This window comes from Stenotrophomonas rhizophila (genome assembly GCF_020857975.1).
GTDB classification, from domain to species: Bacteria; Pseudomonadota; Gammaproteobacteria; order Xanthomonadales; family Xanthomonadaceae; genus Stenotrophomonas; species Stenotrophomonas rhizophila_C.
In genome coordinates this window covers 75,510-98,423 of sequence record NZ_JACWUO010000014.1, presented here as the reverse complement: position 1 = coordinate 98,423, position 22,914 = coordinate 75,510, and the positions used below count along the sequence as shown (strand labels likewise).

Annotated in this window: 19 protein-coding genes and 1 tRNA gene; 12 read left to right on the top strand and 8 right to left on the bottom strand. The window is 65.9% G+C overall.

Annotated elements, in window-relative coordinates:
* The 4 genes from IC535_RS13970 to IC535_RS13955 all read right to left on the bottom strand — a co-directional run bounded on the left by IC535_RS13970 (nucleotide 1) and on the right by IC535_RS13955 (nucleotide 3,060).
* A tRNA-Pro gene (locus IC535_RS13970) sits at nucleotides 1-77 on the bottom strand.
* A gap of 56 nt (nucleotides 78-133) precedes the next feature.
* Nucleotides 134-247, bottom strand: coding sequence for a cytochrome bd-I oxidase subunit CydX (gene cydX, locus IC535_RS13965; protein ID WP_228886797.1), 114 nt, complete (start codon nucleotides 245-247; stop codon nucleotides 134-136).
* Between the two features lie 59 nt (nucleotides 248-306).
* Nucleotides 307-1,461 carry a cytochrome d ubiquinol oxidase subunit II gene (gene cydB / locus IC535_RS13960; protein WP_228886798.1) on the bottom strand — a complete coding sequence of 385 codons (1,155 nt, stop codon included), beginning with the start codon at nucleotides 1,459-1,461 and terminating at the stop codon, nucleotides 307-309.
* Between the two features lie 15 nt (nucleotides 1,462-1,476).
* Nucleotides 1,477-3,060 (bottom strand): cytochrome ubiquinol oxidase subunit I, encoded by a 1,584-nt coding sequence (locus IC535_RS13955; protein ID WP_228886799.1) that lies wholly within the window; start codon nucleotides 3,058-3,060, stop codon nucleotides 1,477-1,479.
* Nucleotides 3,061-3,288: 228 nt separating this feature from the next.
* On the opposite strand from IC535_RS13955, the gene cydD reads away from it, so the two are divergent.
* Both cydD and cydC read left to right on the top strand, forming a co-directional pair.
* Entirely contained in the window at nucleotides 3,289-5,019 is a 1,731-nt protein-coding gene (gene cydD, locus IC535_RS13950) for a thiol reductant ABC exporter subunit CydD (protein ID WP_228886800.1), read from the top strand.
* Entirely contained in the window at nucleotides 5,016-6,686 is a 1,671-nt protein-coding gene (gene cydC, locus IC535_RS13945; protein ID WP_228886801.1) for a thiol reductant ABC exporter subunit CydC, read from the top strand. The genes cydD and cydC overlap by 4 nt, the downstream gene beginning before the upstream one ends.
* A gap of 197 nt (nucleotides 6,687-6,883) precedes the next feature.
* Here cydC and IC535_RS13940 read toward each other — a convergent pair whose 3' ends face one another.
* A complete protein-coding gene (locus IC535_RS13940) occupies nucleotides 6,884-8,170 on the bottom strand; it encodes a hypothetical protein (protein WP_228886802.1) in 1,287 nt (428 codons plus the stop codon).
* Nucleotides 8,171-8,741: 571 nt separating this feature from the next.
* Here IC535_RS13940 and IC535_RS13935 point away from each other — a divergent pair.
* From IC535_RS13935 to IC535_RS13900, 8 genes are all read left to right on the top strand, one after another.
* Nucleotides 8,742-9,491, top strand: coding sequence for a hypothetical protein (locus IC535_RS13935; RefSeq protein ID WP_228886803.1), 750 nt, complete (start codon nucleotides 8,742-8,744; stop codon nucleotides 9,489-9,491).
* Between the two features lie 406 nt (nucleotides 9,492-9,897).
* Entirely contained in the window at nucleotides 9,898-10,239 is a 342-nt protein-coding gene (locus tag IC535_RS13930; protein ID WP_228886804.1) for a SymE family type I addiction module toxin, read from the top strand.
* The gene (locus IC535_RS13925; RefSeq protein WP_228886805.1) at nucleotides 10,236-10,481 is read left to right on the top strand and encodes a hypothetical protein; all 246 of its coding nucleotides are present in this window, start codon (nucleotides 10,236-10,238) and stop codon (nucleotides 10,479-10,481) included. Before IC535_RS13930 ends, IC535_RS13925 begins: the two co-directional genes overlap by 4 nt.
* Before the next feature lie 241 nt (nucleotides 10,482-10,722).
* On the top strand, nucleotides 10,723-11,340 hold the full coding sequence (locus IC535_RS13920) for a TetR/AcrR family transcriptional regulator (RefSeq protein WP_228886806.1): 618 nt from the start codon (nucleotides 10,723-10,725) through the stop codon (nucleotides 11,338-11,340).
* An 82-nt stretch (nucleotides 11,341-11,422) separates the two neighbouring features.
* Nucleotides 11,423-12,541 carry an efflux RND transporter periplasmic adaptor subunit gene (locus tag IC535_RS13915; RefSeq protein ID WP_228886807.1) on the top strand — a complete coding sequence of 373 codons (1,119 nt, stop codon included), beginning with the start codon at nucleotides 11,423-11,425 and terminating at the stop codon, nucleotides 12,539-12,541.
* On the top strand, nucleotides 12,538-15,606 hold the full coding sequence (locus IC535_RS13910) for an efflux RND transporter permease subunit (protein WP_228886808.1): 3,069 nt from the start codon (nucleotides 12,538-12,540) through the stop codon (nucleotides 15,604-15,606). The genes IC535_RS13915 and IC535_RS13910 overlap by 4 nt, the downstream gene beginning before the upstream one ends.
* Complete coding sequence (gene fabF, locus IC535_RS13905) at nucleotides 15,606-16,886, top strand: beta-ketoacyl-ACP synthase II (RefSeq protein ID WP_228886809.1); 1,281 nt, start codon at nucleotides 15,606-15,608, stop codon at nucleotides 16,884-16,886. Before IC535_RS13910 ends, fabF begins: the two co-directional genes overlap by 1 nt.
* Before the next feature lie 15 nt (nucleotides 16,887-16,901).
* Entirely contained in the window at nucleotides 16,902-17,468 is a 567-nt protein-coding gene (locus IC535_RS13900) for a TetR/AcrR family transcriptional regulator (protein WP_228886810.1), read from the top strand.
* 114 nt (nucleotides 17,469-17,582) lie between these two features.
* Here the strand turns inward: IC535_RS13900 and IC535_RS13895 are convergent, their stop codons facing one another.
* Together IC535_RS13895 and IC535_RS13890 are read right to left on the bottom strand one after the other, a co-directional pair.
* Nucleotides 17,583-18,989 (bottom strand): S41 family peptidase, encoded by a 1,407-nt coding sequence (locus IC535_RS13895; protein WP_228886811.1) that lies wholly within the window; start codon nucleotides 18,987-18,989, stop codon nucleotides 17,583-17,585.
* Nucleotides 18,990-19,385: 396 nt separating this feature from the next.
* Entirely contained in the window at nucleotides 19,386-20,510 is a 1,125-nt protein-coding gene (locus tag IC535_RS13890) for a serine hydrolase domain-containing protein (RefSeq protein WP_228886812.1), read from the bottom strand.
* 121 nt (nucleotides 20,511-20,631) lie between these two features.
* Here IC535_RS13890 and IC535_RS13885 point away from each other — a divergent pair, with 121 nt between their 5' ends.
* Both IC535_RS13885 and IC535_RS13880 read left to right on the top strand, forming a co-directional pair.
* On the top strand, nucleotides 20,632-21,132 hold the full coding sequence (locus tag IC535_RS13885; protein ID WP_228886813.1) for a MarR family winged helix-turn-helix transcriptional regulator: 501 nt from the start codon (nucleotides 20,632-20,634) through the stop codon (nucleotides 21,130-21,132).
* A 194-nt stretch (nucleotides 21,133-21,326) separates the two neighbouring features.
* Nucleotides 21,327-21,830, top strand: coding sequence for a hypothetical protein (locus IC535_RS13880; protein ID WP_228886814.1), 504 nt, complete (start codon nucleotides 21,327-21,329; stop codon nucleotides 21,828-21,830).
* Between the two features lie 103 nt (nucleotides 21,831-21,933).
* Here the strand turns inward: IC535_RS13880 and IC535_RS13875 are convergent, their stop codons facing one another.
* The gene (locus IC535_RS13875; protein ID WP_228886815.1) at nucleotides 21,934-22,887 is read right to left on the bottom strand and encodes a CPBP family intramembrane glutamic endopeptidase; all 954 of its coding nucleotides are present in this window, start codon (nucleotides 22,885-22,887) and stop codon (nucleotides 21,934-21,936) included.
* Between the last annotated feature and the right edge of the window lie 27 nt (nucleotides 22,888-22,914).

The window sequence follows — 22,914 nt, the reverse complement described above, 5'->3', positions numbered from 1 at the left end:
TGGTCGGGGAGACAGGATTCGAACCTGCGACCTCTACGTCCCGAACGTAGCGCTCTACCAGACTGAGCTACACCCCGAAGGAGCCGCCAAGAATACGGCGTGAAGACCGTATCGGCAACCTTTTTTTACGGTTTCAGCGCAGTTCGTCGTCGGCGCGGTTGCTCTCGCGGGCTTCGAACCACATGCCGTTGAGGATGGCCACGACCGAGGCCAGCCCTGCGCCGAGGATCCAGGCGAAATACCACATGGTCAATCTCCTAACTTAATGACGGGGGCGGTGCCGGCCATTGGCCGGTACCCGGGCAATCAGTACGCGTTGGGGTTGTCGCCCATTTCCTCGGCGGTGGTCTTGCCCTTCATCACCCGGTACACCCAGGTGGTGTAGCCGATGATGATCGGCAGGAAGATCGCCGTGGCCAGCAGCATGATCCACAAGGTCAGGTGGCTGGACGAGCTGTCCCAGACGGTGAGGCTGGAAACGGGCTGGCTGGAGGAGGGCAGCAGGAACGGGAAGATCGCAAAGCCGACGGTCAGGATGATGCCGGCGATGGACGCGCCCGAGGCGATGAAGGCCAGGCCGCCGCGACGGGCACGCAGCAGGAAGGCACTGGCCAGCGCACCGAGCAGGCCCACCAGCGGGAACACCAGCGTGGCCGGCATGCTGCTGTAGTTGCGCAGCCAGCCACCGGCCACCGCGCCGATCTCGGCGGTCTTCAGCAGCGGATTGGTCGGGCCGTCGGTCACCACCTGCGAGGTGATCTGGTAGCCGGGCAGGCCGAAGGCCACCCAGGCGCCGGCAGCGGCGAACAGCACCACGCTGGCCAGCGCGGCGATGCTGCCGTAGCGGGCCGAACGCTCGGCCACCGGGCCGTCGGTCTTGAGCACCAGCATGGCCGCGCCGTGGGACACCAGCATGGCCACGCTGACCAGGCCGGCCACCAGCGCGAACGGGTTGAGCAGGGCGAAGAACGAACCGGTGTAGAAGATGCGCATGCTGTCATCGAAGTGGAACGGCACACCCACCAGCACGTTGCCCACCGCCACGCCGGCGATCAGGCCCGGCAGCAGGCCGCCGACGAACAGCACCCAGTCCCAGGTGTCGCGCCAGCGCTTGCTGGGCATCTTGCTGCGGTACTTGAAGCCGACCGGGCGCAGGATCAGCCCGAACAGCATCACAAACACCGCCAGGTAGAAGCCGGAGAAGCTCACCGCATACAGCGGCGGCCAGGCGGCGAAGATCGCGCCGCCGCCCAGCACCAGCCAAACCTGGTTGCCTTCCCAGACCGGGCCGACGGTGTTGATCACCAGCCGGCGCTCGTCGTCGGTGCGGGCCACGAACGGCAGCAAGGTGCCTACGCCCAGGTCGAAACCGTCCATGACGGCCCAGCCGACCAGCAGGATGCCGAGCAGCAGCCACCAGATCACGCGGAGCGTGGTGTAATCAAGTGCAATGAATTCCATCTGGATTCTCCTGCCTCAGGCTTGGCCGGGGGCGGCGGCAGTGTGGGGGGCGGGGCGCATATCGGCCTGCAGCGAGGGCAGGATGTCGTCGGGGCCCGTGCGGATCGCCTTCAGCATCAGCTTGACCTCGATCACCAGCAGCACCGTGTACAGCCCGGTGAACACCGCCAGGGTGGTCAGGATTTCATGCAGGGCCAGGCCCGATGCGGCGTAGAAGGTGGGCAGCACGCCATCCACCGCCCACGGCTGGCGGCCGTACTCGGCCACGAACCAGCCGCATTCGATCGCAATCCACGGTGCCGGCAGCGACCACAGCGCCAGCTTGAGGAACCAGCGCTTGTCCTGGAAGTTGTGCCGGCAGGAGAAGTAGAAGGCCAGCGCGAAGAAGGCGATCAGGTAGAAGCCCAGCCCGGCCATGATCCGGAAGGTCCAGAACAGCGGTGCCACGCGTGGCACGGTATCCATGGCCGCCTTGGCGATTTCTTCCGGGGTGGCGTTGAGGATGTCCTCGCGGTAGCGCTTGAGCAGCAGGCCGTGGCCCAGGTCCTGCCAGTGGCGGTCGAACATCTCGCGCGCCTGCACATCGTTCTTGTCCTTGCGCACGCGCTCCAGCGCACCGTAGGCGATCTGGCCGCCGCGGATGCGGTTCTCCGCGCGCCCCACCAGTTCCAGGATGCCCGGGATCGGCTGGTCCAGCGAACGGGTGGCGATCAGGCCCATCAGGTAGGGGATCTTGATCGCGTAGTCGTTGGTGTGGGTGGCCTGGTTGGGGATGCCGAAGGCGGTGAAATCGGCCGGGGCGCGCTCGGTTTCCCACATCGCTTCGATCGCGGCCAGCTTCATCTTCTGGTGTTCGCTGGCGGCGTAACCGCTCTCGTCACCCAACACCACCACCGACAGCGACGACAGCAGGCCGAACGCGGCCGCCACCGCGAACGAGCGCCGGGCCATGTCCTTGTGCTTGTTGCGCAGCAGGTACAGCGCGCTGATGGACATCACAAACACCGCGCCGGTCACATAGCCGGCACTGACGGTGTGCACGAACTTGGCCTGGGCCACCGGGTTGAACAGCACCGCGGCGAAGTCCACCACTTCCATGCGCATGGTTTCGGGGTTGAACACCGCGCCGGTGGGGTTCTGCATCCAGCCGTTGGCGATCAGGATCCACACCGCCGACAGGTTGGTGCCCAGCGCCATCAGCCAGGTCACGGTGAGGTGCTTGACCGGGGTCAGGCGCTTCCAGCCGAAGAAGAACAGGCCGATGAAGCTGGCTTCCAGGAAGAACGCCATCAGCCCTTCGATGGCCAGCGGCGCGCCGAAGATATCGCCGACGTAGTGGCTGTAGTAGGACCAGTTCATGCCGAACTGGAACTCCATCACGATGCCGGTGGCCACGCCGATGGCGAAGTTGATGCCGAACAACGTGCCCCAGAACAGGGTCATCTGCCGCCAGACCGGCTTGCGGGTCATGACGTACACGCTCTCCATGATGGCCACCATGAACGACAGGCCCAGGGTGAGCGGGACGAAAAGGAAGTGGTACATCGCGGTCAGGGCGAATTGCAGCCGTGACAGTTCTACGACTGTCTGATCGATCATGGCCTGGCTACCTCGTGGGTTTTGCCGTTACAGGTGGCGGGAAGGGGGTCTACAGCGCAATTCTGTGACCGACAACTTCAAAAGGCCTTGATCCAGATCAATGTACAAACGATCCCGCGAAGGAATCGTATGCAGCCGGGCCGGGCCTGCGACCGAGTGCCGCAGCGGCCCCGCCCCGGGAGCCCCTACAATCGACCGGAACCTCCCCGTGGCCGCCAGTGACCTGTTTTGAGCATACCCCCTGACGCCACCGCCGTTGAAACGGCCACCCTGCGCCGCCAGCGCCTGCAATGGCTGGGCGGGCTGGGGCAGGCCGCACGCGGCCGCCAACGCTGGGCGGCAGTGTGCATCTGCCTGTCCGGGGCGCTGCTGATCGGCCAGGCCGCGGCGATCGCCTGGCTGATCCAGGCAGTGCTGGTGCAGCACCGGCCGTTGGCCCAGGCCACCCCGGTGCTGCTGGGCCTGCTGGTGGTACTGGCGGTGCGCACCCTGCTGGGCAGCGCCACCCAGGCTGCCGCCGGCGACGTGGCCGATGCGGCGCGGCTGGCCCTGCGCGAGCGGGTCTACCGGCGGCTGCTCGGGCGCGGGCCGCTGTGGTTGCGCCAGCAACGCACCGGCGAGCTGGGCGAGCTGATGCTGGCCCACGCCGATGCGATCGAAAATTACTACGCCGGCTACCAGCCGGTGCGCATCGAAGTGGTGGTGGTACCGCTGCTGATCGTGCTGGCAGTGGCCTGGACCGACTGGGTGGTGGCGCTGATCCTGCTGTTTACCGCACCGCTGGTGCCGTTCTTCATGATGCTGGTCGGCTGGGGCGCCGAAGCGGCCGGGCGCGCGCAGCTGGGCGAACTGGCACGAATGAGCGGGCATTTCGCCGACCGCATCAAGGGCCTGGGCCTGCTGCGCCTGTACGGACGCGGCCAGGCCGAACTGGCCGGGGTGGAGGCCGCCGCCGAAGGCGTGCGCGAGCGCACCCTGAAAGTGCTGCGCATCGCCTTCCTGTCCTCCACCGTGCTGGAGTTCTTCGCCTCGGTCAGCGTGGCCATGGTGGCGCTGTACCTGGGCCTGAGCTACCTGGGGCTGATGTCGCTGCACGCGCAGGTGCCCACGCTGGGCGTGGGCATGTTCTGCCTGCTGCTGGCGCCGGAGTTCTACGCGCCGCTGCGGCGGCTGGCCGCGCACTACCACGACCGCGCCAACGCACTGGCCGCCGCGGCCGAAGTGGAGCGCCTGCTGGGCGAGCTGCCGGCGGCCGACGCGGCCAGCGAGGCGCCGGCCGCGCTGCCGCGCGCGCCCGAGCTGCTGGAACAGCATGCCCCGCCGGTGCAGGTGCGCGAGCTCAGCCTGCGCCCGCTGGGCGCGCCGCACGATGTGGTGCGGCAGCTGTCGTTCCAGATCGAGGCCGGCCAGCGCGTGGCCCTGGTCGGGCCCAGCGGCAGCGGCAAGAGTACCCTGCTCGAAGCCCTGGCCGGCTGGCTGCCGCCACGCTCGGGCAGCATCGTGCTGCGCCCGGGCCTGGAAATCGGCTATGCCGGCCAGCGCCCCTACCTGTTCCACGGCAGCATCGCCGACAATCTGCGTCTGGCCGCCCCCGGCGCCACCGACGCGCACCTGCACGCGGTGGCCGAAGCGGCGCAGGTGATGCGCTTTGCCGCCGCGCTGCCGCGCGGCCTGGACACGGTGATCGGTGAACGCGGTTTTGGCCTGTCCGGCGGCGAAGCACGCCGCATCGGCCTGGCCCGGCTGCTGTTGCGCGACCCGCAGCTGCTGCTGCTCGACGAACCCACCGCCTTCCTCGATGCCGACACCGAAGCCGACCTGCTGCGCACCCTGGCTGCCTTCGCGCGCGGGCGCAGCGTGGTCATCGCCACCCACAGCGAAGCGGCGATGCGCTGGGCCGATACCCGCCTGACCCTCACCGCCAGCGGCGCCCGCCACGCCTCGGAGCTGCCGGCATGAACACGCCGCGTATCGATACCCTCAAGGACGTGTTCACCCGCCACCGCGCTCGCCTGCTGCTGACCTTGCTGCTGCTGTGGACCACCATGCTGGCCGGCACCGCGCTGCTGGGCCTGTCCGGCGGCTTCCTCACCGCCGCCGCGCTGGCCGGCGCGGCCGGGCTGGGCAGCGGCTTCAATTTCTTCTCGCCCTCGGCCGGCATCCGCGGCCTGACCATGGCGCGCATCGTCTCGCGCTATTTCGAAAAACTGGTGGGCCACGACGTCACCCTGCGCATCGCCCGCGACCTGCGCGTGTGGTTCTTCCGCCGCGCGCTGCCGCTGGCCCCGGCGCGGCTGGCCGGCATCCGCACCGGCGAACTGCTGGCGCGGCTGATGTCGGACATCGGCGAAGTGGACGGCCTGCTGGTGCGCGCGATCGGCCCGTTGCTGGCCTTGGCCGGCATCTCGGTGGTGGCCGTGGTCTCGGCCGGCATCATCTACCCGCCCGCCGCCGCCCTGCTGGCGGTGCTGGCGCTGCTGATCGGCATAGGCGTGCCCTGGCTGACCGTGCGCGGCGCCGGCGAACAGGAACGCGACCGCGCCCTGCATCGGGCGCAGCTGCGCACCCAGTCTTTCGAAGGGCTGGAAGGCGCCGCCGACCTGGCCGCGCTGCAGGCCGGCGAGCACTGGAACCAGCGCGTGCTGGTAGCGGCCAAGCAACTCAAATCGCGCGACCGCCGCCGCCGCTGGCGGCTGATCCGCGGCAACGCGCTGCACGGCCTGTGCGCCGCCGCCGGCCTGGTGGCGATGCTGTGGCTGGCCCTGCACGGTTTCCAGCAGGGCGCCATCGACGCCGCACTGGCCGCGGCGCTGGTGTTTCTCACCGTGGCCCTGCTGGAACTGTGGGCCGGCATCGGCCTGGCCTGGCAATCTTGGCTGTCCGGCCGGGTGGCGGCGGTGCGGCTGGAAACCATCGTCGACCAGGCCCCCGGCGTAGCCGAACCGACCGATCCGGTCGCGCTGCCGGCGCAGGCCGCCACACTGAGTTTCGACAACGTCGCCTTCCGCTGGCCGGGCCAGGCGCGCGCGCTGCTGCAGGACGTGCAACTGGAACTGCAGCCAGGCGAACGCATCGCCATCGGCGGCGACAGCGGCAGCGGCAAGACCACGCTGTCGGCGCTGCTGCTGCGGCTGTGGGACCCCGACGCCGGCCGGGTCCGCTACGGCGGCATCGACATCGCCCACCTCGCCCAGGACCACTGGCACCGCCAGATCGCCTGGCTGCCGCAGAACGCCCCGGTATTTGCCGGCAGCATCGCCGACAACCTGCGCCTGGGCGATCCCGATGCCGGCGATGCCCGCCTATGGCAAGTATTGGCCGACGTGCGGCTGCAGGGCTGGGCCGAGCAGTTGGGCGGCCTGCAGGCCTGGGTAGGCGAAAACGGCGCCACCATGTCGGCCGGCCAGGCGCGGCGCCTGGCCCTGGCGCGCGCGCTGCTGCGCGACGCGCCGATCCTGCTGCTGGACGAGCCCACCGAGGGGTTGGACGTGGATACCGCGCATGCGTTGCTGCATGACATGGTGGCCGCGCTGGGCGGGCGGAGTTTGTTGATGATTACGCATGACGCATTGCCGGAGGGCATCGTGCATCGGAGTTATCGGTTGCGGGAGGGGCGGTTGGGGTAGGGGTGATGGCTCGTGGGGGATGCTATTGGGGATGTCGGCTGATGTCCGCTTCTGGCCGAAAGCCGTCGTTCTACGGGGCGGAATGACTCAATATGGGCACTGATTGCCACCGCTTGCCCGCAAGGGCCCTCAACAACGGGCAGCCTCAGGTCGCGCGAGGTCGGGGTCGGGCAGTCCGTGGCTTTGCGCGCTGACCTCTAAGGCACCTCAATCCCGCCGAGCCAATCGACGTTACCGCGCGTCACGATCGGCGCGGCATGCTCAGGCGCGAGTTGGTCAAACACATGAGCAACGGCTAGGCGCAGGTGGTGCAGGTAGTCCCGACAGCGGCTCTCGTCGACGGCGGTGAACACGGTCGAGGTCAGCGCTACCGGATCGACTTCCTCGTCGCGCTCCTTGGCGTGCATGAAGGCATTGCGCAGCTCGCGCACCCGCTCCAGCGAATGGTAGATCGGCCGCCCGGCCACGATCGGCACGAACGCGCGGCCTGCGGCCTGCGCGAGTGCCGCGCCAGCATCGTTGATCTTGTGCAGCGGCTGGCGCTTGTCGCGGTGGTCAGGATGAACGCCAGTCTGCAAGAACGCGAGTCGGTTGCCGGTAGCCTCGACGCAGGCTGCAATGGCGACCACGCAGTAGACGCCATGGACGAACGCGGCCTCGGTGTCTTTCTTCGCCGCCGCCGCCTTGAGCGAGTCGAACTCGCGCAACGCCTTTTCGTAGTGCAGCAGCGCGAACGACAGCTCGATCCGTGGCTGCCCGCCAGCGTCGTGGGTTAGACGGCCGTAACGGGTCAGCGTTGGTGCAACATAGTCGAACGGCTTTTCCAGCGGCGCGTGCTCGCAGTGGTGCGCGGTCGCTGCGGTGAGGATCTTCTCGTTCTCCACGAACATTGCATCGAGTAACGTCGTCAAGCGAACCATGTCGCATGACCTGTCGCGCGGCTCATTGATATATTCAAGATGAAACGTCAGTGCCATCTCTGCCAGCGGGTCGAAGTCGACTAGGGCGCACCGCGGCCGACTATGCCGGTCGACGATCACCAATTCGGCAAATTTGCGCTGGTAGCTACCGTTCCCGTCGACGTAGATGTAGTGCGTGTGAAGCGCAGCGAATGGATGCATACCAACGGCGAACGCGTCATTGAAGTTCATGATCCAATGCGCGCGTGGATTGGCCATGCCCTCCACAACCACCTTTGATTCGGGAGAGAGTCCGGCATCGACGCCACTGCCCATCATTCCCGAGATCAAACGGCTGCCGCCTTCTTCGGGCCGGAGGTTCTGCATCAGGCGACCGCCCGCGAACACCGCGAAGTTGCCGATGTCCTGACAGTGCGCATCAACCCGCTTCGTATCGACAGCCAAATATGGATAGGTATCGATCGGTACCCACACATCGCGGTAGCGTTGCAGCACATGCTCGACCGGCAATGGCACCACTCTCGGCAGGGCTTCGCCGTTGAGACCCTCGTATCGCTGCTTCACGCTCAGTCCTATCACCGACCTTCGATCAGTGAAGCTTAGAGGTTCTAGGGTCGCACAGCATCGCTCAGTGCGCACTGGCTTTGTGGCACGAACGCATTGGGACTGTGAGGACCGCTGCTGCCTCCGACCTACTCGCTCCTTTTGGCTGAAAGCGTATACCCGGCGTGGCAGGAAATGAGGACGATTTATCGGGGTAGGTCAGGCCCACTTCGGCACGAAGAACATTCTTAAGTGCTTCTTCGCGGCTCATGAAATGCACCCAGGTAAGCTCGCTGGGACGGGCCAACGTCGACTTGTCCTCAGGATGCCGCCATTCTAAGATCGAGTCGGCTTAGGGCATAGACCGCCATACGGCGCGGTGGATAAGTTGTATAACCTGACCCCACGGGTCCGGCTACCGTGTAGTCATGCCGCACCACTTGCCACGCGTATGGCATACGAGTTATCCTTGCCTTGGATCTGTGGCCGAATATGGTAAGGCACTGCAGAGGCAATCTGCAGGTTCCCGGTTCGATTCCGGGCAGGTAAAGAGCATTTGAAACGATAGTGTTCTTTACCTGCACGGAACGATATGAACAGAAAGCAGCAGCTTGAAGTCTTCCAAGCGCAGACAGCGAACCTGAGAGTTCTTGAGCAGGGCTGGAAGCACATAAAACGCGGTATTCACCGCGACCTCCTGGCGAACAACAAAGCATCAGTTGAGCTACAGACAAAGGTCTTGGCTCTTACCTACTGTGCATGGTCTGAGGCGGCATTTTCCAAATTAGTCCACACACCGCACTGCTTTGAGCTAGACGAGATTCGTCAAATCAAGACAGCAGGGGAGCGGGGCAGCATTGTCTCTGCCTGGGAAAAATGTGTAGCGCTTGCACTACGAAAGATTCGTTCGAGAAATGGCAACTATGTTCCGAACGTAAAGCAAGAACTCAGTCGCCTTATCAAGGCATACATTGAAACCCCGAGCCAACTTCGTAACAAAGTGGCGCACGGGCAGTGGCAAGTTGCGCTGAATAACAAGAACACGGCACTGAATACAGACTTGACCGGTTCGCTTGCGAACCTTGATTTGGTGAAACTCGACCTTCTCAAGAAGGGTTGTGAAGGACTCTGCCTAATCGTCGAGGCGTTAGTTGAATCCCCGGAGAAAGCATTTCACCGTGACTACTGGCCGCTCTTGTGCCGAGTCAAGGAACAACTGGCGGCAGCATCGCAATTTACGCTTTCTCAAAAGTTGGAGCTTCTGAAAAAGAAGCGGGGCCTCACCGGCGACATAACATTGCGCTCAACCGAGCATGTGCAAAAAGCAACGCAGGCCGGTTAGCTTTACGTTGGCCTATGTCTGCTTCTGGCCGACAGAGGCCATGCCGCACTCGGCAGGTGGCGATGCTTGTGGTGCGATCGCGCCACGGACATGACGATGAGCGCCGCGCCGCGCCGCGTTCTAGCGGACTTTGAAAACACTGACAGTGCAAGTTGCGACATTGGCGTAGGCATGTTCAACCAACCGGTCCGAATCAACAGAAACAAGCGATTTCCCATCTTCTGCACCATCGCGCATGGTGTACATCGGAGCCTAGAACCTCCCAGAGAGATAAAGTTGATCCTCCTCCGTCGGGAGGGCGGCTAATACAACACCCTAGTGGGAATACGCCCGCCGGCTCTCTGCGGTTCTAGCCTCCCGACACCCTCGCCATCCCGACGAGGGCGATCCTGACAGGAGGTGCAACATGCTGACGTCGTGGGCCAACTCGCCGCTCTTCGAGCCCCCCAAACGCAAACCCTATGCCCGCTCGACCCACCGCTGCAAAGTGGGTGCGGCGCTGTATCCGATCCGCGAGGAATACGGCCGCGACGAGGTGGTGCCGTATCTGCGCCTGCGCGGCCGTTGGTTGGACAAGCTGGGCTTCGACGTGGGCTCGCGTCTGAAGATCGAGGCACGGCAGGGCTGCATCACTCTGACGGTGATCGAGCGCCCGGCGCCGGTGCCGGCGAAGATCCCCAGAAAGCTGCAGCGCGCCGCTAGGGAAGCGAAAGCCACTTCGATGGTCCGTAGGGGGAGCGCGCCATGAACACCAGTGTGGTGATGCAGGTAAAGGTGGAAGCGGGACTGCAGGCGCGCTTCCAGGCTGCGGCGGCGCGCGAACACCGGGGTGCTGACCAGGTGCTTGGTCGCTTGATGCGCGAGTACGTCGGCCAGCCGACGAAGCTGACCGACGGGCGCGATCCGGTGGCCATGGGCTACGACAGGGATCTGGAGGCGTGGGCGCGACGACAGCAGGGATGGCACTGCTGTCCGTTCGGTGGGGATTGACCATTGCCGGAACACGGCGGGTCGGCGTCACGGCAGGGCCGGGCGGGTGGCTTCGCCCCATACATGGGTCCAGAGTGGGTCCGGACCGGGAGCCGGACCCGCCTCACCGGCTCGCTCAACGTGGAACCTGCTCGGATGGGGTTCGATACCTACAGCCGCGCCTGGCTGCGCTCTTATATGTGACTAGTATTCTAGACGGTCACTATTTGCCCCCTTTTCCGGGCGGCGCTACAGTAGCCGCATGAACACCGAAACCGAGATTCAGCCCGCCGCGCGGGGCCCTGGGGACCATGAGGTCCGTGACCAGATCGTTGCCGCCGCGACCGAGCATTTCAGCCACTACGGGTACGAGAAGACCACCGTGTCGGACCTGGCCCGGGCGATCGGCTTTTCCAAGGCCTACATCTACAAGTTCTTCGCCTCCAAGCAGTCGATCGGCGAAGCGATCTGCCATACCTGCCTGCGCGGGATCGAGCTGCAGATCGAGGCGGCGATCGCCAGCACCGACAGCGCGCCGGAACAGTTGCGGCGCATGTTCCGCGTGGCCGTCGAAGCGAGCGTGGCCTTGTTCAACCAGGACCGCAAGCTGTACGAAATCGCCGTGGCCGCCGCCTCCGAGGGCTGGCCCACCGCCGTGGCCTACGAGGCCCGCGTGCGCGGGCACCTGCAGAAGATCCTGGAGCGGGGCCGGGCGGCGGGCGACTTCGAGCGCAAGACGCCGCTGGACGAAGCCGCGCAGGCCATCTACCTGGTGATGCGCCCGTACCTGAACCCGCTGCTGCTGCGGCAGAGCCTGCAATACAGCGAGGACGCACCGGTGCAGCTGTCCAGCCTGATCCTGAGAAGCCTGTCACCCTGATTCTGATGGATAGTGACCATTGACATAATTAGTCACTAGGAACAACAATGCCGGCCTGACCAGTCCCTTCCCGGGTGCTTCCATGCTGCGGCATCGTTCTTCAGGCTTTCTGTCCCTTTCCGTCCTTTCCCTGGCGCTGGCCGCCTGTGGCGGCACCCCGCCGGCCGATCCGCGCACCGAGCCGCCATTGGTGAGGGTGGAGGCGGTGCGTGCCGGTGCCGGCCAGACCCGTGCCTTCACCGGTACCGTGCAGGCCCGGGTGCAGAGCGACCTGGGCTTCCGGGTATCCGGCAAGGTGCTGGCGCGGCTGGTGGATGCCGGCCAGCCGGTGACCCGTGGCCAGCCCTTGATGCGCATGGACCCGGCCGATCTGGAACTGGCCGCAAGCGCGCAGCGGCAGGCGGTGGCCGCCGCCCAGGCACGCGCCACCCAGGCCGCGCAGGACGAACTGCGCTACCGCACGCTGGCCACCAGCCAGGTGGTGTCGCGCTCGGCCTATGACCAGATCAAGGCCGCGGCGGAGACCGCGCAGGCGGAGCTGCGCGCGGCCAGGGCACAGGCAACGGTGGCGGCCAATGCCAGTGGCTATGCGCTGCTGCTGGCCGACGCCGATGGCGTGGTGTCGCAGACCCTGGCCGAGCCGGGACAGGTGGTAGGCGCCGGCCAGGTGGTGGTGCGGCTGGCCCGTTCCGGCCCCCGCGAGGCGGTGGTGCAGTTGCCGGAAACCCTGCGCCCGGCGCTGGGTTCGGTGGCCACGGCCAGCATCTTCGGCCATGCCGGCCCGCCTATTGCGGCGCGCCTGCGGGTGTTGTCCAGCGCGGCCGATCCGCTCTCGCGCACCTTCGAGGCGCGCTACGTGCTGGACGCCCAGGGCGAGCCGGCGCCGCTGGGCGCCACGGTGGTGCTGGAACTGCCCACGCCGGGCACCGCGGCGGTGGGCAACGGCGTGCGGGTGCCGCTGGCCGGGCTCAACGATGGCGGCAAGGGCACCGGCGTATGGCGGATCGACGGCCAGCCGGCCAAGGCAAGCTGGCGGCCGGTGCAGGTACTGCGCATCTCCGATGACAGTGCGTATGTAAGCGGCAACCTGAAGGATGGCGACCGCGTGGCCGCACTGGGCGCGCACCTGCTGCGCGAAGGCCAGGTAGTACGCGTGCTTGAGCCCACTGCCGCGGCAGCTGCCGGAGCGCCGGCACCGTGAGCGGTTTCAATCTGTCCGCGCTGGCCGTGCGCGAACGCTCCATCACGGTGTTCCTGATCCTGCTGGTGTCGCTGGCCGGCATCGTCTCCTTCTTCAAGCTGGGCCGCGCTGAGGATCCGGCGTTCACGGTGAAGGTGATGACGGTGGTGACCGCCTGGCCGGGCGCCACCGCCCAGCAGATGCAGGACCAGGTGGCCGAAAAGCTGGAGAAGCGGCTGCAGGAGCTGCGCTGGTACGACCGCAGCGAGACCTTCACCCGCCCCGGCCTGGCGTTCACCACGCTGAGCCTGCTCGACAGCACGCCGCCGGCGCAGGTGCAGGAGGAGTTCTACCAGGCGCGCAAGAAACTGCAGGACGAAGCGGCCAACCTGCCGGCCGGCGTGATCGGGCCGATGGTCAACGATGAATATGCCGACGTCACCTTCGCCTTGTTCGCGCTCAAGGCCAGGGGCGAGCCGCAGCGCGTGCTGGTCCGTGATGCCGAAGTGCTGCGCCAGCGCATGCTGCACGTGCCGGGGGTGAAGAAGGTCAACATCATCGGCGAGCAGCCCGAGCGCATCTTCGTGGAGTTCTCGCACGAGCGCCTGGCCACCCTGGGCATCAGCCCGCAGGAGGTGTTCGCCGCGCTTAACGGGCAGAACGCGCTGACCCCCGCCGGTTCGGTGGAAACCCATGGCCCGACCGTATTCGTGCGCCTGGATGGCGCGCTGGACGAGCTGGACAAGATCCGCAACACGCCGATTGTTTCCGCCGGCAAGACCCTCAAGCTGGCCGACATCGCGACGGTGAAGCGCGGTTACGAGGACCCGGCCGGCTTCCTCATCCGCAACGGTGGCGAGCCTGCGCTGCTGCTGGGCGTGGTGATGCGCGATGGCTGGAACGGCCTGGACCTGGGCAAGGCGCTGGACGGCGAAGTGGCGCAGATCAACGCCGAACTGCCGCTGGGCATGTCGCTGGGCAAGGTGACGGACCAGTCGGACAACATCAGCTCCTCGGTCAACGAGTTCATGGTGAAGTTCTTCGTGGCGCTGGTGGTGGTGATGCTGGTGTGCTTTGTCAGCATGGGCTGGCGGGTGGGGGTGGTGGTGGCCGCCGCGGTGCCGTTGACCCTGGCGGCGGTGTTCCTGGTGATGGCCGCCACCGGCAAGAACTTCGATCGCATCACTTTGGGCTCGCTGATCCTGGCGTTGGGCCTGCTGGTTGACGATGCCATCATCGCCATCGAGATGATGGTGGTGAAGATGGAAGAGGGCTTCAGCCGCGTGGCCGCGTCGGCCTATGCATGGAGCCATACCGCCGCGCCGATGCTGTCGGGCACGCTGGTGACCGCCGTGGGCTTCATGCCCAACGGCTTCGCGCGTTCCACCGCCGGTGAGTACACCAGCAACATGTTCTGGATCGTCGGCATAGCGCTGATCGCCTCGTGGGTGGTGGCGGTGGTGTTCACGCCGTACCTGGGGGTGAAGCTGCTGCCGCAGCTCACGCCGGTGGAAGGCGGCCACGAAGCGTTGTACGACACCCCGCGCTACAACCGCTTCCGCCGCCTGCTGGGCCGGGTCATCGAGCGCAAGTGGCTGGTGGCCGGCGCGGTGGTGGTGCTGTTCGCGCTGGCCATTGCCGGCATGGGCGCGGTGAAGAAGCAGTTCTTCCCGATCTCCGACCGCCCCGAGGTGCTGGTGGAAGTGCAGATGCCCTACGGCACCGCGATTGCCCAGACCAGCGCGGCCACGGCGAAGGTGGAAGCCTGGCTTGCCAGGCAGAAGGAAGCGCGCATCGTCACGGCCTACATTGGCCAGGGGGCGCCGCGCTTCTTCCTGGCGATGTCGCCGGAGCTGCCCGACCCGGCGTTCGCCAAGATCGTCATCCGCACCGACAGCCAAGAGCAGCGCGAGGCGCTCAAGCACCGGCTGCGCGAAGCGGTGGCCGCCGGGCTGGCGCCGGAAGCGCGGGTACGCGTGAGCCAGCTGGTGTTCGGCCCGTATTCGCCGTTCCCGGTGGCCTACCGCGTGAGCGGCCCGGACCCGGCGGTGCTGCGCAGCATCGCCGACGCGGTGGAGACGCAACTGCAGGCCAGCCCGATGATGCGCACGGTCAACCGCGACTGGGGCGTACGCACGCCCGCGCTGCACTTCAGCCTGGACCAGGACCGCCTGCAGGCCGTGGGCCTGAGCTCCAGCAGCGCGGCCCAGCAGCTGCAGTTCCTGTTGAACGGCGTGCCGGTGACCACGGTGCGCGAGGACATCCGCACGGTGCAGGTGCTTGCGCGCTCCTCTGGCAGCACCCGGCTGGACCCGGCCAGGGTGCAGGATTTCACCCTGACCGGTGCCGCAGGCCAGCGCATTCCGCTGTCGCAGATCGGCACGCTGGAGGTGCGCATGGAAGAGCCGGTGATGCGCCGCCGCGACCGGGTGCCGACGATCACCGTGCGCGGCGACATTGCCGAAGGCCTGCAGCCACCGGATGTGTCGGCGGCGATGACGGCGGCCCTGGCGCCGTTGCGTGCAACGCTGCCCAAGGGCTACCGCATCACCGAAGCCGGTGCGATCGAAGAGTCCGGCAAGGCGATGGCGGCGATGCTGCCGCTGTTCCCGATCATGCTGGCGGTGACCCTGCTGATCATCGTGCTGCAGGTGCGCTCGATGTCGGCGATGGTCATGGTGTTCCTGACCAGCCCGCTGGGCCTGATCGGCGTGGTGCCGACCCTGCTGCTGTTCCAGCAGCCATTCGGCATCAATGCACTGGTCGGGCTGATCGCGCTGTCGGGCATCCTGATGCGCAATACCCTGATCCTGATCGGGCAGATCCACCATAACGAGCACGAAGGCATGGGCCCGCGCCAGGCGCTGGTGGAAGCCACCGTGCAGCGGGCGCGGCCGGTGATCCTCACCGCGCTGGCGGCCGTGCTGGCCTTCATCCCGCTTACCCACTCGGTGTTCTGGGGCACGCTGGCCTACACCCTCATCGGCGGCACGATCGCCGGCACGGTGCTGACCCTGGTGTTCCTGCCGGCGATGTATTCCATCTGGTTCAAGATCCGCGCCGACGCGGCGCAGGGAGCGAAGTGATGCCTACCGCCAACAATGTACGGATCGTGGTGACCGGCATCGGCATCGTTTCCCCGCTGGGCACCGGCACCGACGCGGTATGGTCGAAGTTGTTGGCCGGCGCTTCGGGCATCACCGCGCTGCCGGCCGAGCTTTGCGAAGGCGTGGGCGTGGCCATCGGTGGCCGGGTGCGTGGCGTGGACGAAGACCCGTTGACCGGCTACAACCGCCGGGCCAGCATCAGCGATAAGGACCTGCGCAAGATGGACCGCTTCATCGAGTTCGCGATCATCGCGGCCGAGGAAGCGCTGGCCCAGGCGGGGTGGGCGCCGGCGACCGAGGCCGAACGCAGCCGGACCGCGACCGTGATCGCCTCGGGTATCGGCGGCTTCGGCGCGATCGCCGAGGCGGTGGAAACCACCCGGCTGCGGGGGCCGCGCCGGCTGTCGCCGTTCACCGCGCCGTCGTTCCTGGGCAACATGGCCGCCGGCCATGTATCGATCCGCAACGGCTTCCAGGGCCCGATCGGCGCGCCGGTCACCGCGTGCGCGGCAGGCGTGCAGGCCATCGGCGATGCGGCGCGGATGATACGCGCCGGTGAGGCCGATATCGCCGTCTGCGGCGGCACCGAAGCGGCGCTGCACCGCGTGTCGCTGGGCGCATTCGCGGCCGCCAAGGCGCTGTCCACCGGCTACAACGACAACCCGCAGGCCGCATCGCGGCCGTTCGACCAGGGCCGCGACGGCTTCGTCATGGCCGAAGGCGCCGGGCTGCTGGTGATCGAATCACTGCAGCATGCGCTGGCCCGCGGCGCTACGCCGCTGGCCGAACTGGTCGGCTATGGCACCAGCGCCGACGCCTACCACCTCACCGCGGGGCCCGAAGACGGTTCGGGCGCGCGGCGGGCGATGGCCCAGGCGCTGGGGCAGGCGGGCATCGATCCGGCGCAGGTGCAGCACCTCAACGCGCATGCCACCTCGACCCAGGTCGGCGACCGCGCCGAGCTGGCCGCGATCCGCGCCCTGTTCGGCGCCGCCCCCGGGCTGCACATCACTTCCACCAAGGGCAGTACCGGGCACCTGCTGGGTGCGGCCGGCGGCATCGAAGCGGCGTTCACCGTGCTCGCGCTGCGCGACCAGATCGTGCCGCCCACGCTGAACCTGGCCGTGCCTGACGCGCTGGCCGAAGGCCTGAGCATTGCCGGGCCGCATGCGATGCCCGCTGCGATCGAACATGCGCTGTCCAATGGCTTCGGTTTCGGCGGGGTCAATGCCAGCGTGCTGTTCAAGCGCTGGCCCTAGCCGGAGCCGGCGTCGATGGCCCTTGAACCGCGGGCGCAGCGCTGGGACCGCATCCGCAGCGAGCGCCGTGAGCAGATCCTGGAAGCCGCGTCGCGTGCGTTCGCCCGGCACGGCGTGGACACCTGCAGCATGGGGTTGATTGCAGCGGAGTGCGAGGCCACCAAGGTCACCCTCTACGCGCACTTCCGCAGCAAGCAACTGCTGGCCGCAGCGGTCCTGCAGCGTTGGCTGGCAAGCGTCGAACGCGCGGTGGGCGCGATCGGGTCAGATACCGCCGGTCTGCATGATCTGCTGTGGTCGATGGCCCAAGGCCTGGAGCAGGTCACCCGCAGTGACGCCTACCGGGCCCTGTCCCGCGCGGTCCACCAGGGCGAAGCGGTTCCCGCGCACATCATGGCGGGCTGGGAGCGCCGATTCGATCGCCAACGGACGCAACTGGAGGCCGCATTCTCGGCGTCGGGTTCGCCCGATGCCGGCCTGCATGCCGAAGTCTTTCTGACCTTGCTGGACAGGATGGATTCGTTGCGGGGTGCCGGTGCGGTCATCAGGCTCTTCCTTGCCGCCTACCGAAAGCCAGGGTAGCGCGATCGCGTATCGCGTCGTGCCGTCAACAGTGCTTCCTTAGCGCAGCCCCTGCCGTCCGGACCAAGACCGGACGAAGTCCGCTCCTGCCTGAAAGCAGTCGGCCGCGCAGTCTCACGGAACGTTGACCTGTGTTCCCAACCAGCGCATCGCCTGGGCCTCGGTCTCGTCGCCTGAGGTAAGGAGACCAACACGTTCGTCTGGCTGAATCGGGCCGCCGTGAACGTGCTGCGTGCGATCAACGAACGATGTCGTGGTCAGCTGCAGCATTGTCGCGTCCTGGAGCCGATAACCCGCATTGCCTGTTGCAACGCCAGCGGTGGGCGTACCGAAGCTGCGTGTATGGGGGCGGCCACGGAAGGCGACGACCACGGCCTCGCCAGAACTTGCGGTCCTGCCTGAAGTAAGCACCGCGACCGGCATCTGGGCCAGACCTTGCAATTCATCGGCGCCAATAGTTGTTTCATTGCGCCAGGGACGCCGGCTTCCATCGCGTCGCTGGAACCAACCCAACGTCTGGTTGCGCAACAGGGGCTCAAGGCCCGCAAGCATCGGCCACATGTTGCCGCCGGTGTTGCCGCGAAGATCCAGCACCCAGCCACGGACGCCTGCACGGGTACCTGCCTGCAGGGCTTCTGTGATCGACGCTGAATAGCGCTGGCGAAGGACGGGGTCGTTACCGAGGAATCCCGGTACCTCGACATAGCCAATGTTCGCACCCAGCCGCTTGAACCGCGCCAGCTTGAATGTCGCTTGCTCCTGGCGCGGCAGGGAGGCCAGGCGATCGGGGTCCAGCAGGAAGCTGTGCCCGTCGCCCAACGCCTTCAGTACCTGGCCAATGGCACGTCGTGCCTCGCCCGGGGTGGCATCTTCGGGCGGTTGCCAGCGCGTACGAAAGTCGGGCGGCAGGTTGGCGACGTTCAGCGCATGGGCCGCAATGAGATCCACCGCCTCCCGGTACAACGTCACCCCGGATGTGGCGGCCTTGCCTGCGGGCAGCAACGTGACTCCCTGCAACGCATACCCGCCACCGCCGCGGACCGATGTGACAACCTCGACCAGGGTCGCGCGTGGCGATACATCGACGACCAACTGCATGTTTTCCAGGTTGGCAGGACCCTGGATTCTGCGACGCACCCGGTCCAGTTTGCGCAGGCCATCATAAGCGGTGAGCGAGACCAGAACCGTCGACTTGGCGTCGACGTTGCCCCCGGCCAGGGTGAGCACATACTGCGTACTCTCGTTCTCCGCCGTTCGGATGGCATACGCGTAGCCACAGACTTTCCCAGGATCTGTCGCCACCTTGATATCCGCGCCAGCTGGCGACTGCGGCGAGCGGCTGAAGCTCTGCGTACATGGTGGCCCGACGTTGCGGATCCCCTCGCGCCACGGTTTTGGAACCGTCGATAGAATCCGGCCGAGCACCAGGAGCAAGGCCAACGTCGCCACCGAGGCGATGGCAAGCAGTATCCATCGACCAAGACGGTGCCGATGCCGATTCGAGTCATTCTGCGCTTGCATCTGACCAACCAACCCCGTCCTTGGCATGAATTATCAGTCTAGCGCCTATGCAGGAACAGCGGATAATGTCGCGGGAAGGCTCTGTTTGCCCGGGCGGGCGACAGTGTCACTCCCGGGCCATCGCGTGAGCAGATGCTGGCAGGCGTCCTATGCGTTTGCCCGGCACGGCGTGTACAGCTATCGCCAGGGTGCCAACCAGAACGGGTTTCGTCTGTGCCATGAATCTCACCTGCAGCAGCGAAGGCGCGGCGGGCATAGCGTTTGGCCAACGGCAAGCGGAGGCCTCGGCCGCCCCACGTGCAACAAGCTTGAAGTAGCGATCTGGCACAAACTACTTTCTGCCAGCGTATCCTCGAACGGTGGGGAGCGTGGAGCTCCGGACCCGCCAACGCAGGTTCATCGCTGTCGAGTGCCGAGTAGACGGCTCGCAATGTTCTTTACGGCCGTCTTTCTCGCTGCTGAAACGGTGGCATTGGTGAAGATCGCGACTCCGGTGCGGTTCGGAGGGTCCATGTACACGGCCGTGAAGACGCCCGGGTCGCCGCCCCAATGGTTCGGCATGTCGCGGCCATCCAGCTTGGAGGTCACCCAGCCCAGCCCTTGACCGCTCAGCCAGTCAGGCAGTTTCGGCGGGGTGTGCATGGTGAGCATCTGCGCCATGGCCGCTCCACTGACGATCCTGGCGTTCCCGAAAACGCCGCCGTTTGCCGATGCGGCCACGAATCGGGTGAAATCCCCGATGGACGATCGCAGCATCCCTGTGGCCCAGTCGGGGAAACCGACCGGCTCGACAGCGGCAAGAACACCATCGACGTCATCGTAAGGCGTTGCCCCAAGCGTGGCCGGGGTACCACTGATCGTCCAGCTCGTGTGGCCCATGCCAAGGGGCCTGAAGATTTTTTCGCGCGTCTGCTCGCGCATGTCCTGACCGGCGATCCGGCTGGCGAGATAGCCCAGCAGCCCGTAGCCGACATTGCTGTAGTCCCATGCCGCACCCGGCATGTCCTGGGAGAAACAGGTGTCCCTGGAATACGCCCGGCCACCGGGCGCGAGGTAGTCCTTCAGGAATTCGGCCAGGGGTATCGTGGAATCGCGCCCCCGCTGCCGAAAGTCGATCGCGTAGTAGTTCGCATCGGAGATGCTGGAGGTATGCATCAACAGGTGTCGGAACGTGATCGACACATCCGGGTGGTGTGGATTGCGCAGCGGGAAGTCAAGGTAGCCGCCTACGGCCTCATCGAGGCTCAATCTGCCGGCATCGACAAGTTGCATGATGGCCGCAGTAGTGACCGTCTTGGTGACTGAGGCGATGTGAAACATGGTCTCGGCCGTCACCGGGCGGCGCTGTTCGATATCGGCATGGCCATAGCCTTGGACGAAGCGAACGGCCCCGTTGGAGGCCACGCCCAGCGCGAGCCCGGGAATGCTGGCCTGGCGCATCTGCTCTGCAACGAAGGCATCGAGTGCTTCGAATGGGGCGTGAGCACCGTCGTCCCGCGCACTGCCCAGCGTGGGCGCCATGAGCGCAATCATGCCGGCGCCAATGAGGCGTCGTCTCTGTAACAGGTAAGCGTGCGTCACGGGTTGACCTCGACACCAGGAATGAGTTCCAATATATGTAGGCACCTACATATAGTCAACCATGAGCGCGACCGACGGCAGCACCAACGATTACTCCCGCAGCTTGGGCGGGGCAGGGCTCGGCGCGCGGTTGCGAAGGGTGTCGGAGTTGATCGACGGCGACACGACGCGGGCATATGCCGCGCTGGGGGTCAAGTTCGAGCAGCGCTGGTTCGGTGTTCTCAATCAGCTTGTGATCAACGGACCCTCAACGGTTGGCGAGCTCGCCGCTGCGCTCAGAATCACTCACGTCTCGGTGAGCCAGACCCGGAGCTCGCTCGAAAAGGCTGGGATCGTCGTATCCAAGTCCGACCCGATGGATGCCCGACGCCGATTGTTGAAGCTCACCCCGGCTGGCCGCAAGCTTGTGGAGCGAATGGGGCCCTTCTGGAAAACCCTGAATGCGGTTGCGCTCGAACTGACCGCGGAGGCGGGGGAATTGATCGCTTCGCTGGATCGACTCGAAGACGCACTGACGCGGCAGGCGATGTATGAGCGCATCATGAGCAGAACAGAACGCTAGGCACCCGGGTTCATCTCGTCAGGTCGTCGTCACGGGTGCAGCGCGCCAAGCGTCTGCACACCACTTAGCGGACGGAGTGGGCTTGAACTAGGATGGCGTTTCAAGGCGAACAAGGATGTTGACCATGAACCGCGCAGCGGTATTTCTACTTCTGGCGCTGCTCAGCGGCGGAGCGTCGGCGCACACCGTCTGGAATGGCACCAGCGCCGATCACCGCCGGTTCGGGCGATATTCTGAAGACCGGTGGTGCGGCACTCACCTTGTCCGCTGAATCGACCGGCACCGAAAAGTTTATTGGCGCTGTCACCTCACTGGATGCCGGTCCCTTCCAGGGGCGGGAAGTGCGCTTGGCCGGCACCCTTCTGGTCAGGGATGGCGCAGGCACCGCCGCGCTCTGGGTCCGAGCGGACGGCGCCCAAGGACGGTTGGCTTTTGCGAACTCCGCTGGCGCGCCGGTGTATGCCGGCGCGGGTCCACAAGCCAGGGAAGTGCAGCTCTACATTCCTTCCGGAACGACCACGCTGAAGCTTGGCGTGACATTGAGCAGTGCCGGCCGCGTGGATGTCGAGCACCTGGTGCTGACCGCGGGGCCTGCGGTTTCGGGCGCGGTATCTGCCTATGACATGCTCGAGAACGCCCTTTCCACCATTCGTGCCCATGCACTGAACGCAGGCAGCGTGGACTGGGATGTATGTTGATTCCCTGTGGGCCAAACCCAGGCAATAGATACAACGTCCTGGCCTTGGATATCTTTTTTTGCGCAATATCAGTGCCATGCACCGCGCAGATCCCGTTGGCAGATCAAGCTTGCGTGCCCAAGGCTATCGCTGCAAAGACGATGAGGTTCAGCAGCATGTGCGCCAGTACGCACAGGACCAACGAGTTGCATCGCACCCGGACCGCGTAGATCGCCAGCGAGAAAGTGACCAGTGAGACCAGGCGGATGGGCTCCACGTTTCCGGACTCGCCTAGGAAATGCATCCCGACGAACAGCGCCGTTCCCAAACCCGCTGCGGCAATGACGCCCACCCGCCGGCTGAGCAGGTCGAAGACCACGCCACGATGAAGCAGCTCTTCCAGCACCGGTGCCACTACCACGATGGCAATGAACATCGGCAACAGGTACTCGCGCGGCACTGCATTTGCCATGGCAGGCGGCATGGCCGCTGCACCGGTCAACAGGTAGGTCACCGTGGACAGGGAGAATGCGGCTGCCGCCGGAAGCAGGAGCGCCACGACGGCGGTTTTCCGGTGCGCCCAGATCCACTGGAGCTCCCGTCGCCATCGTTGGCGGTCGCGCCAGCTCCAGGCCAGCCCTAGTATCAACGCAAGTAATGCGGCAACCAGGTAGTGCACCCAGGCCCCACCGATGGGGCGAATGACGACGTTTGCGGCCGCTCCGTCCCACGTGAGCCCGCGCGATTCCAGGTAGTCCGTGCCAAAGGCGGATTCCTCGGCAGCGAACTTGCAACGGATCCACCAGTGCCCGTCGCCCATGGCGGCCGATGCGTCCGCGCAGGTGATTCCGTGCCGGGCGTCTGTGCCATAGACCGCGCTGCCATCGCGGACGCCCGGCTTGCCCGCCGGCTCGGCGATCTTGAAGGTCAAATCCATCGAACGGACGCCGCCGATCATTGATGCCACCATCAACGCCATGGACACCGCGAACACCATAGTGATGGAGAGGCCCATCGCGGCGGCAAAGCGAAACGCAGGCATGAAGCGTGGCAGCCGGTCCGTGATCACATTCAGCATTATTTCAATAGTCCATTTGAAATGCCG

Excerpts from the sequence above, each read along its gene's own strand:
- cydX (WP_228886797.1), bottom strand. The coding sequence starts at position 247 with ATGTGGTATTTCGCCTGGATCCTCGGCGCAGGGCTGGCCTCGGTCGTG.
- cydB (WP_228886798.1), bottom strand. The coding sequence starts at position 1,461 with ATGGAATTCATTGCACTTGATTACACCACGCTCCGCGTGATCTGGTGG.
- IC535_RS13955 (WP_228886799.1), bottom strand. The coding sequence starts at position 3,060 with ATGATCGATCAGACAGTCGTAGAACTGTCACGGCTGCAATTCGCCCTG.
- cydC (WP_228886801.1), top strand. The coding sequence starts at position 5,016 with ATGAACACGCCGCGTATCGATACCCTCAAGGACGTGTTCACCCGCCAC.
- IC535_RS13935 (WP_228886803.1), top strand. The coding sequence starts at position 8,742 with ATGAACAGAAAGCAGCAGCTTGAAGTCTTCCAAGCGCAGACAGCGAAC.
- IC535_RS13930 (WP_228886804.1), top strand. The coding sequence starts at position 9,898 with ATGCTGACGTCGTGGGCCAACTCGCCGCTCTTCGAGCCCCCCAAACGC.
- IC535_RS13925 (WP_228886805.1), top strand. The coding sequence starts at position 10,236 with ATGAACACCAGTGTGGTGATGCAGGTAAAGGTGGAAGCGGGACTGCAG.
- IC535_RS13920 (WP_228886806.1), top strand. The coding sequence starts at position 10,723 with ATGAACACCGAAACCGAGATTCAGCCCGCCGCGCGGGGCCCTGGGGAC.
- IC535_RS13915 (WP_228886807.1), top strand. The coding sequence starts at position 11,423 with ATGCTGCGGCATCGTTCTTCAGGCTTTCTGTCCCTTTCCGTCCTTTCC.
- fabF (WP_228886809.1), top strand. The coding sequence starts at position 15,606 with ATGCCTACCGCCAACAATGTACGGATCGTGGTGACCGGCATCGGCATC.
- IC535_RS13900 (WP_228886810.1), top strand. The coding sequence starts at position 16,902 with ATGGCCCTTGAACCGCGGGCGCAGCGCTGGGACCGCATCCGCAGCGAG.
- IC535_RS13895 (WP_228886811.1), bottom strand. The coding sequence starts at position 18,989 with ATGCAAGCGCAGAATGACTCGAATCGGCATCGGCACCGTCTTGGTCGA.
- IC535_RS13890 (WP_228886812.1), bottom strand. The coding sequence starts at position 20,510 with ATGGCGCCCACGCTGGGCAGTGCGCGGGACGACGGTGCTCACGCCCCA.
- IC535_RS13885 (WP_228886813.1), top strand. The coding sequence starts at position 20,632 with ATGAGCGCGACCGACGGCAGCACCAACGATTACTCCCGCAGCTTGGGC.
- IC535_RS13880 (WP_228886814.1), top strand. The coding sequence starts at position 21,327 with ATGGCACCAGCGCCGATCACCGCCGGTTCGGGCGATATTCTGAAGACC.
- IC535_RS13875 (WP_228886815.1), bottom strand. The coding sequence starts at position 22,887 with ATGCTGAATGTGATCACGGACCGGCTGCCACGCTTCATGCCTGCGTTT.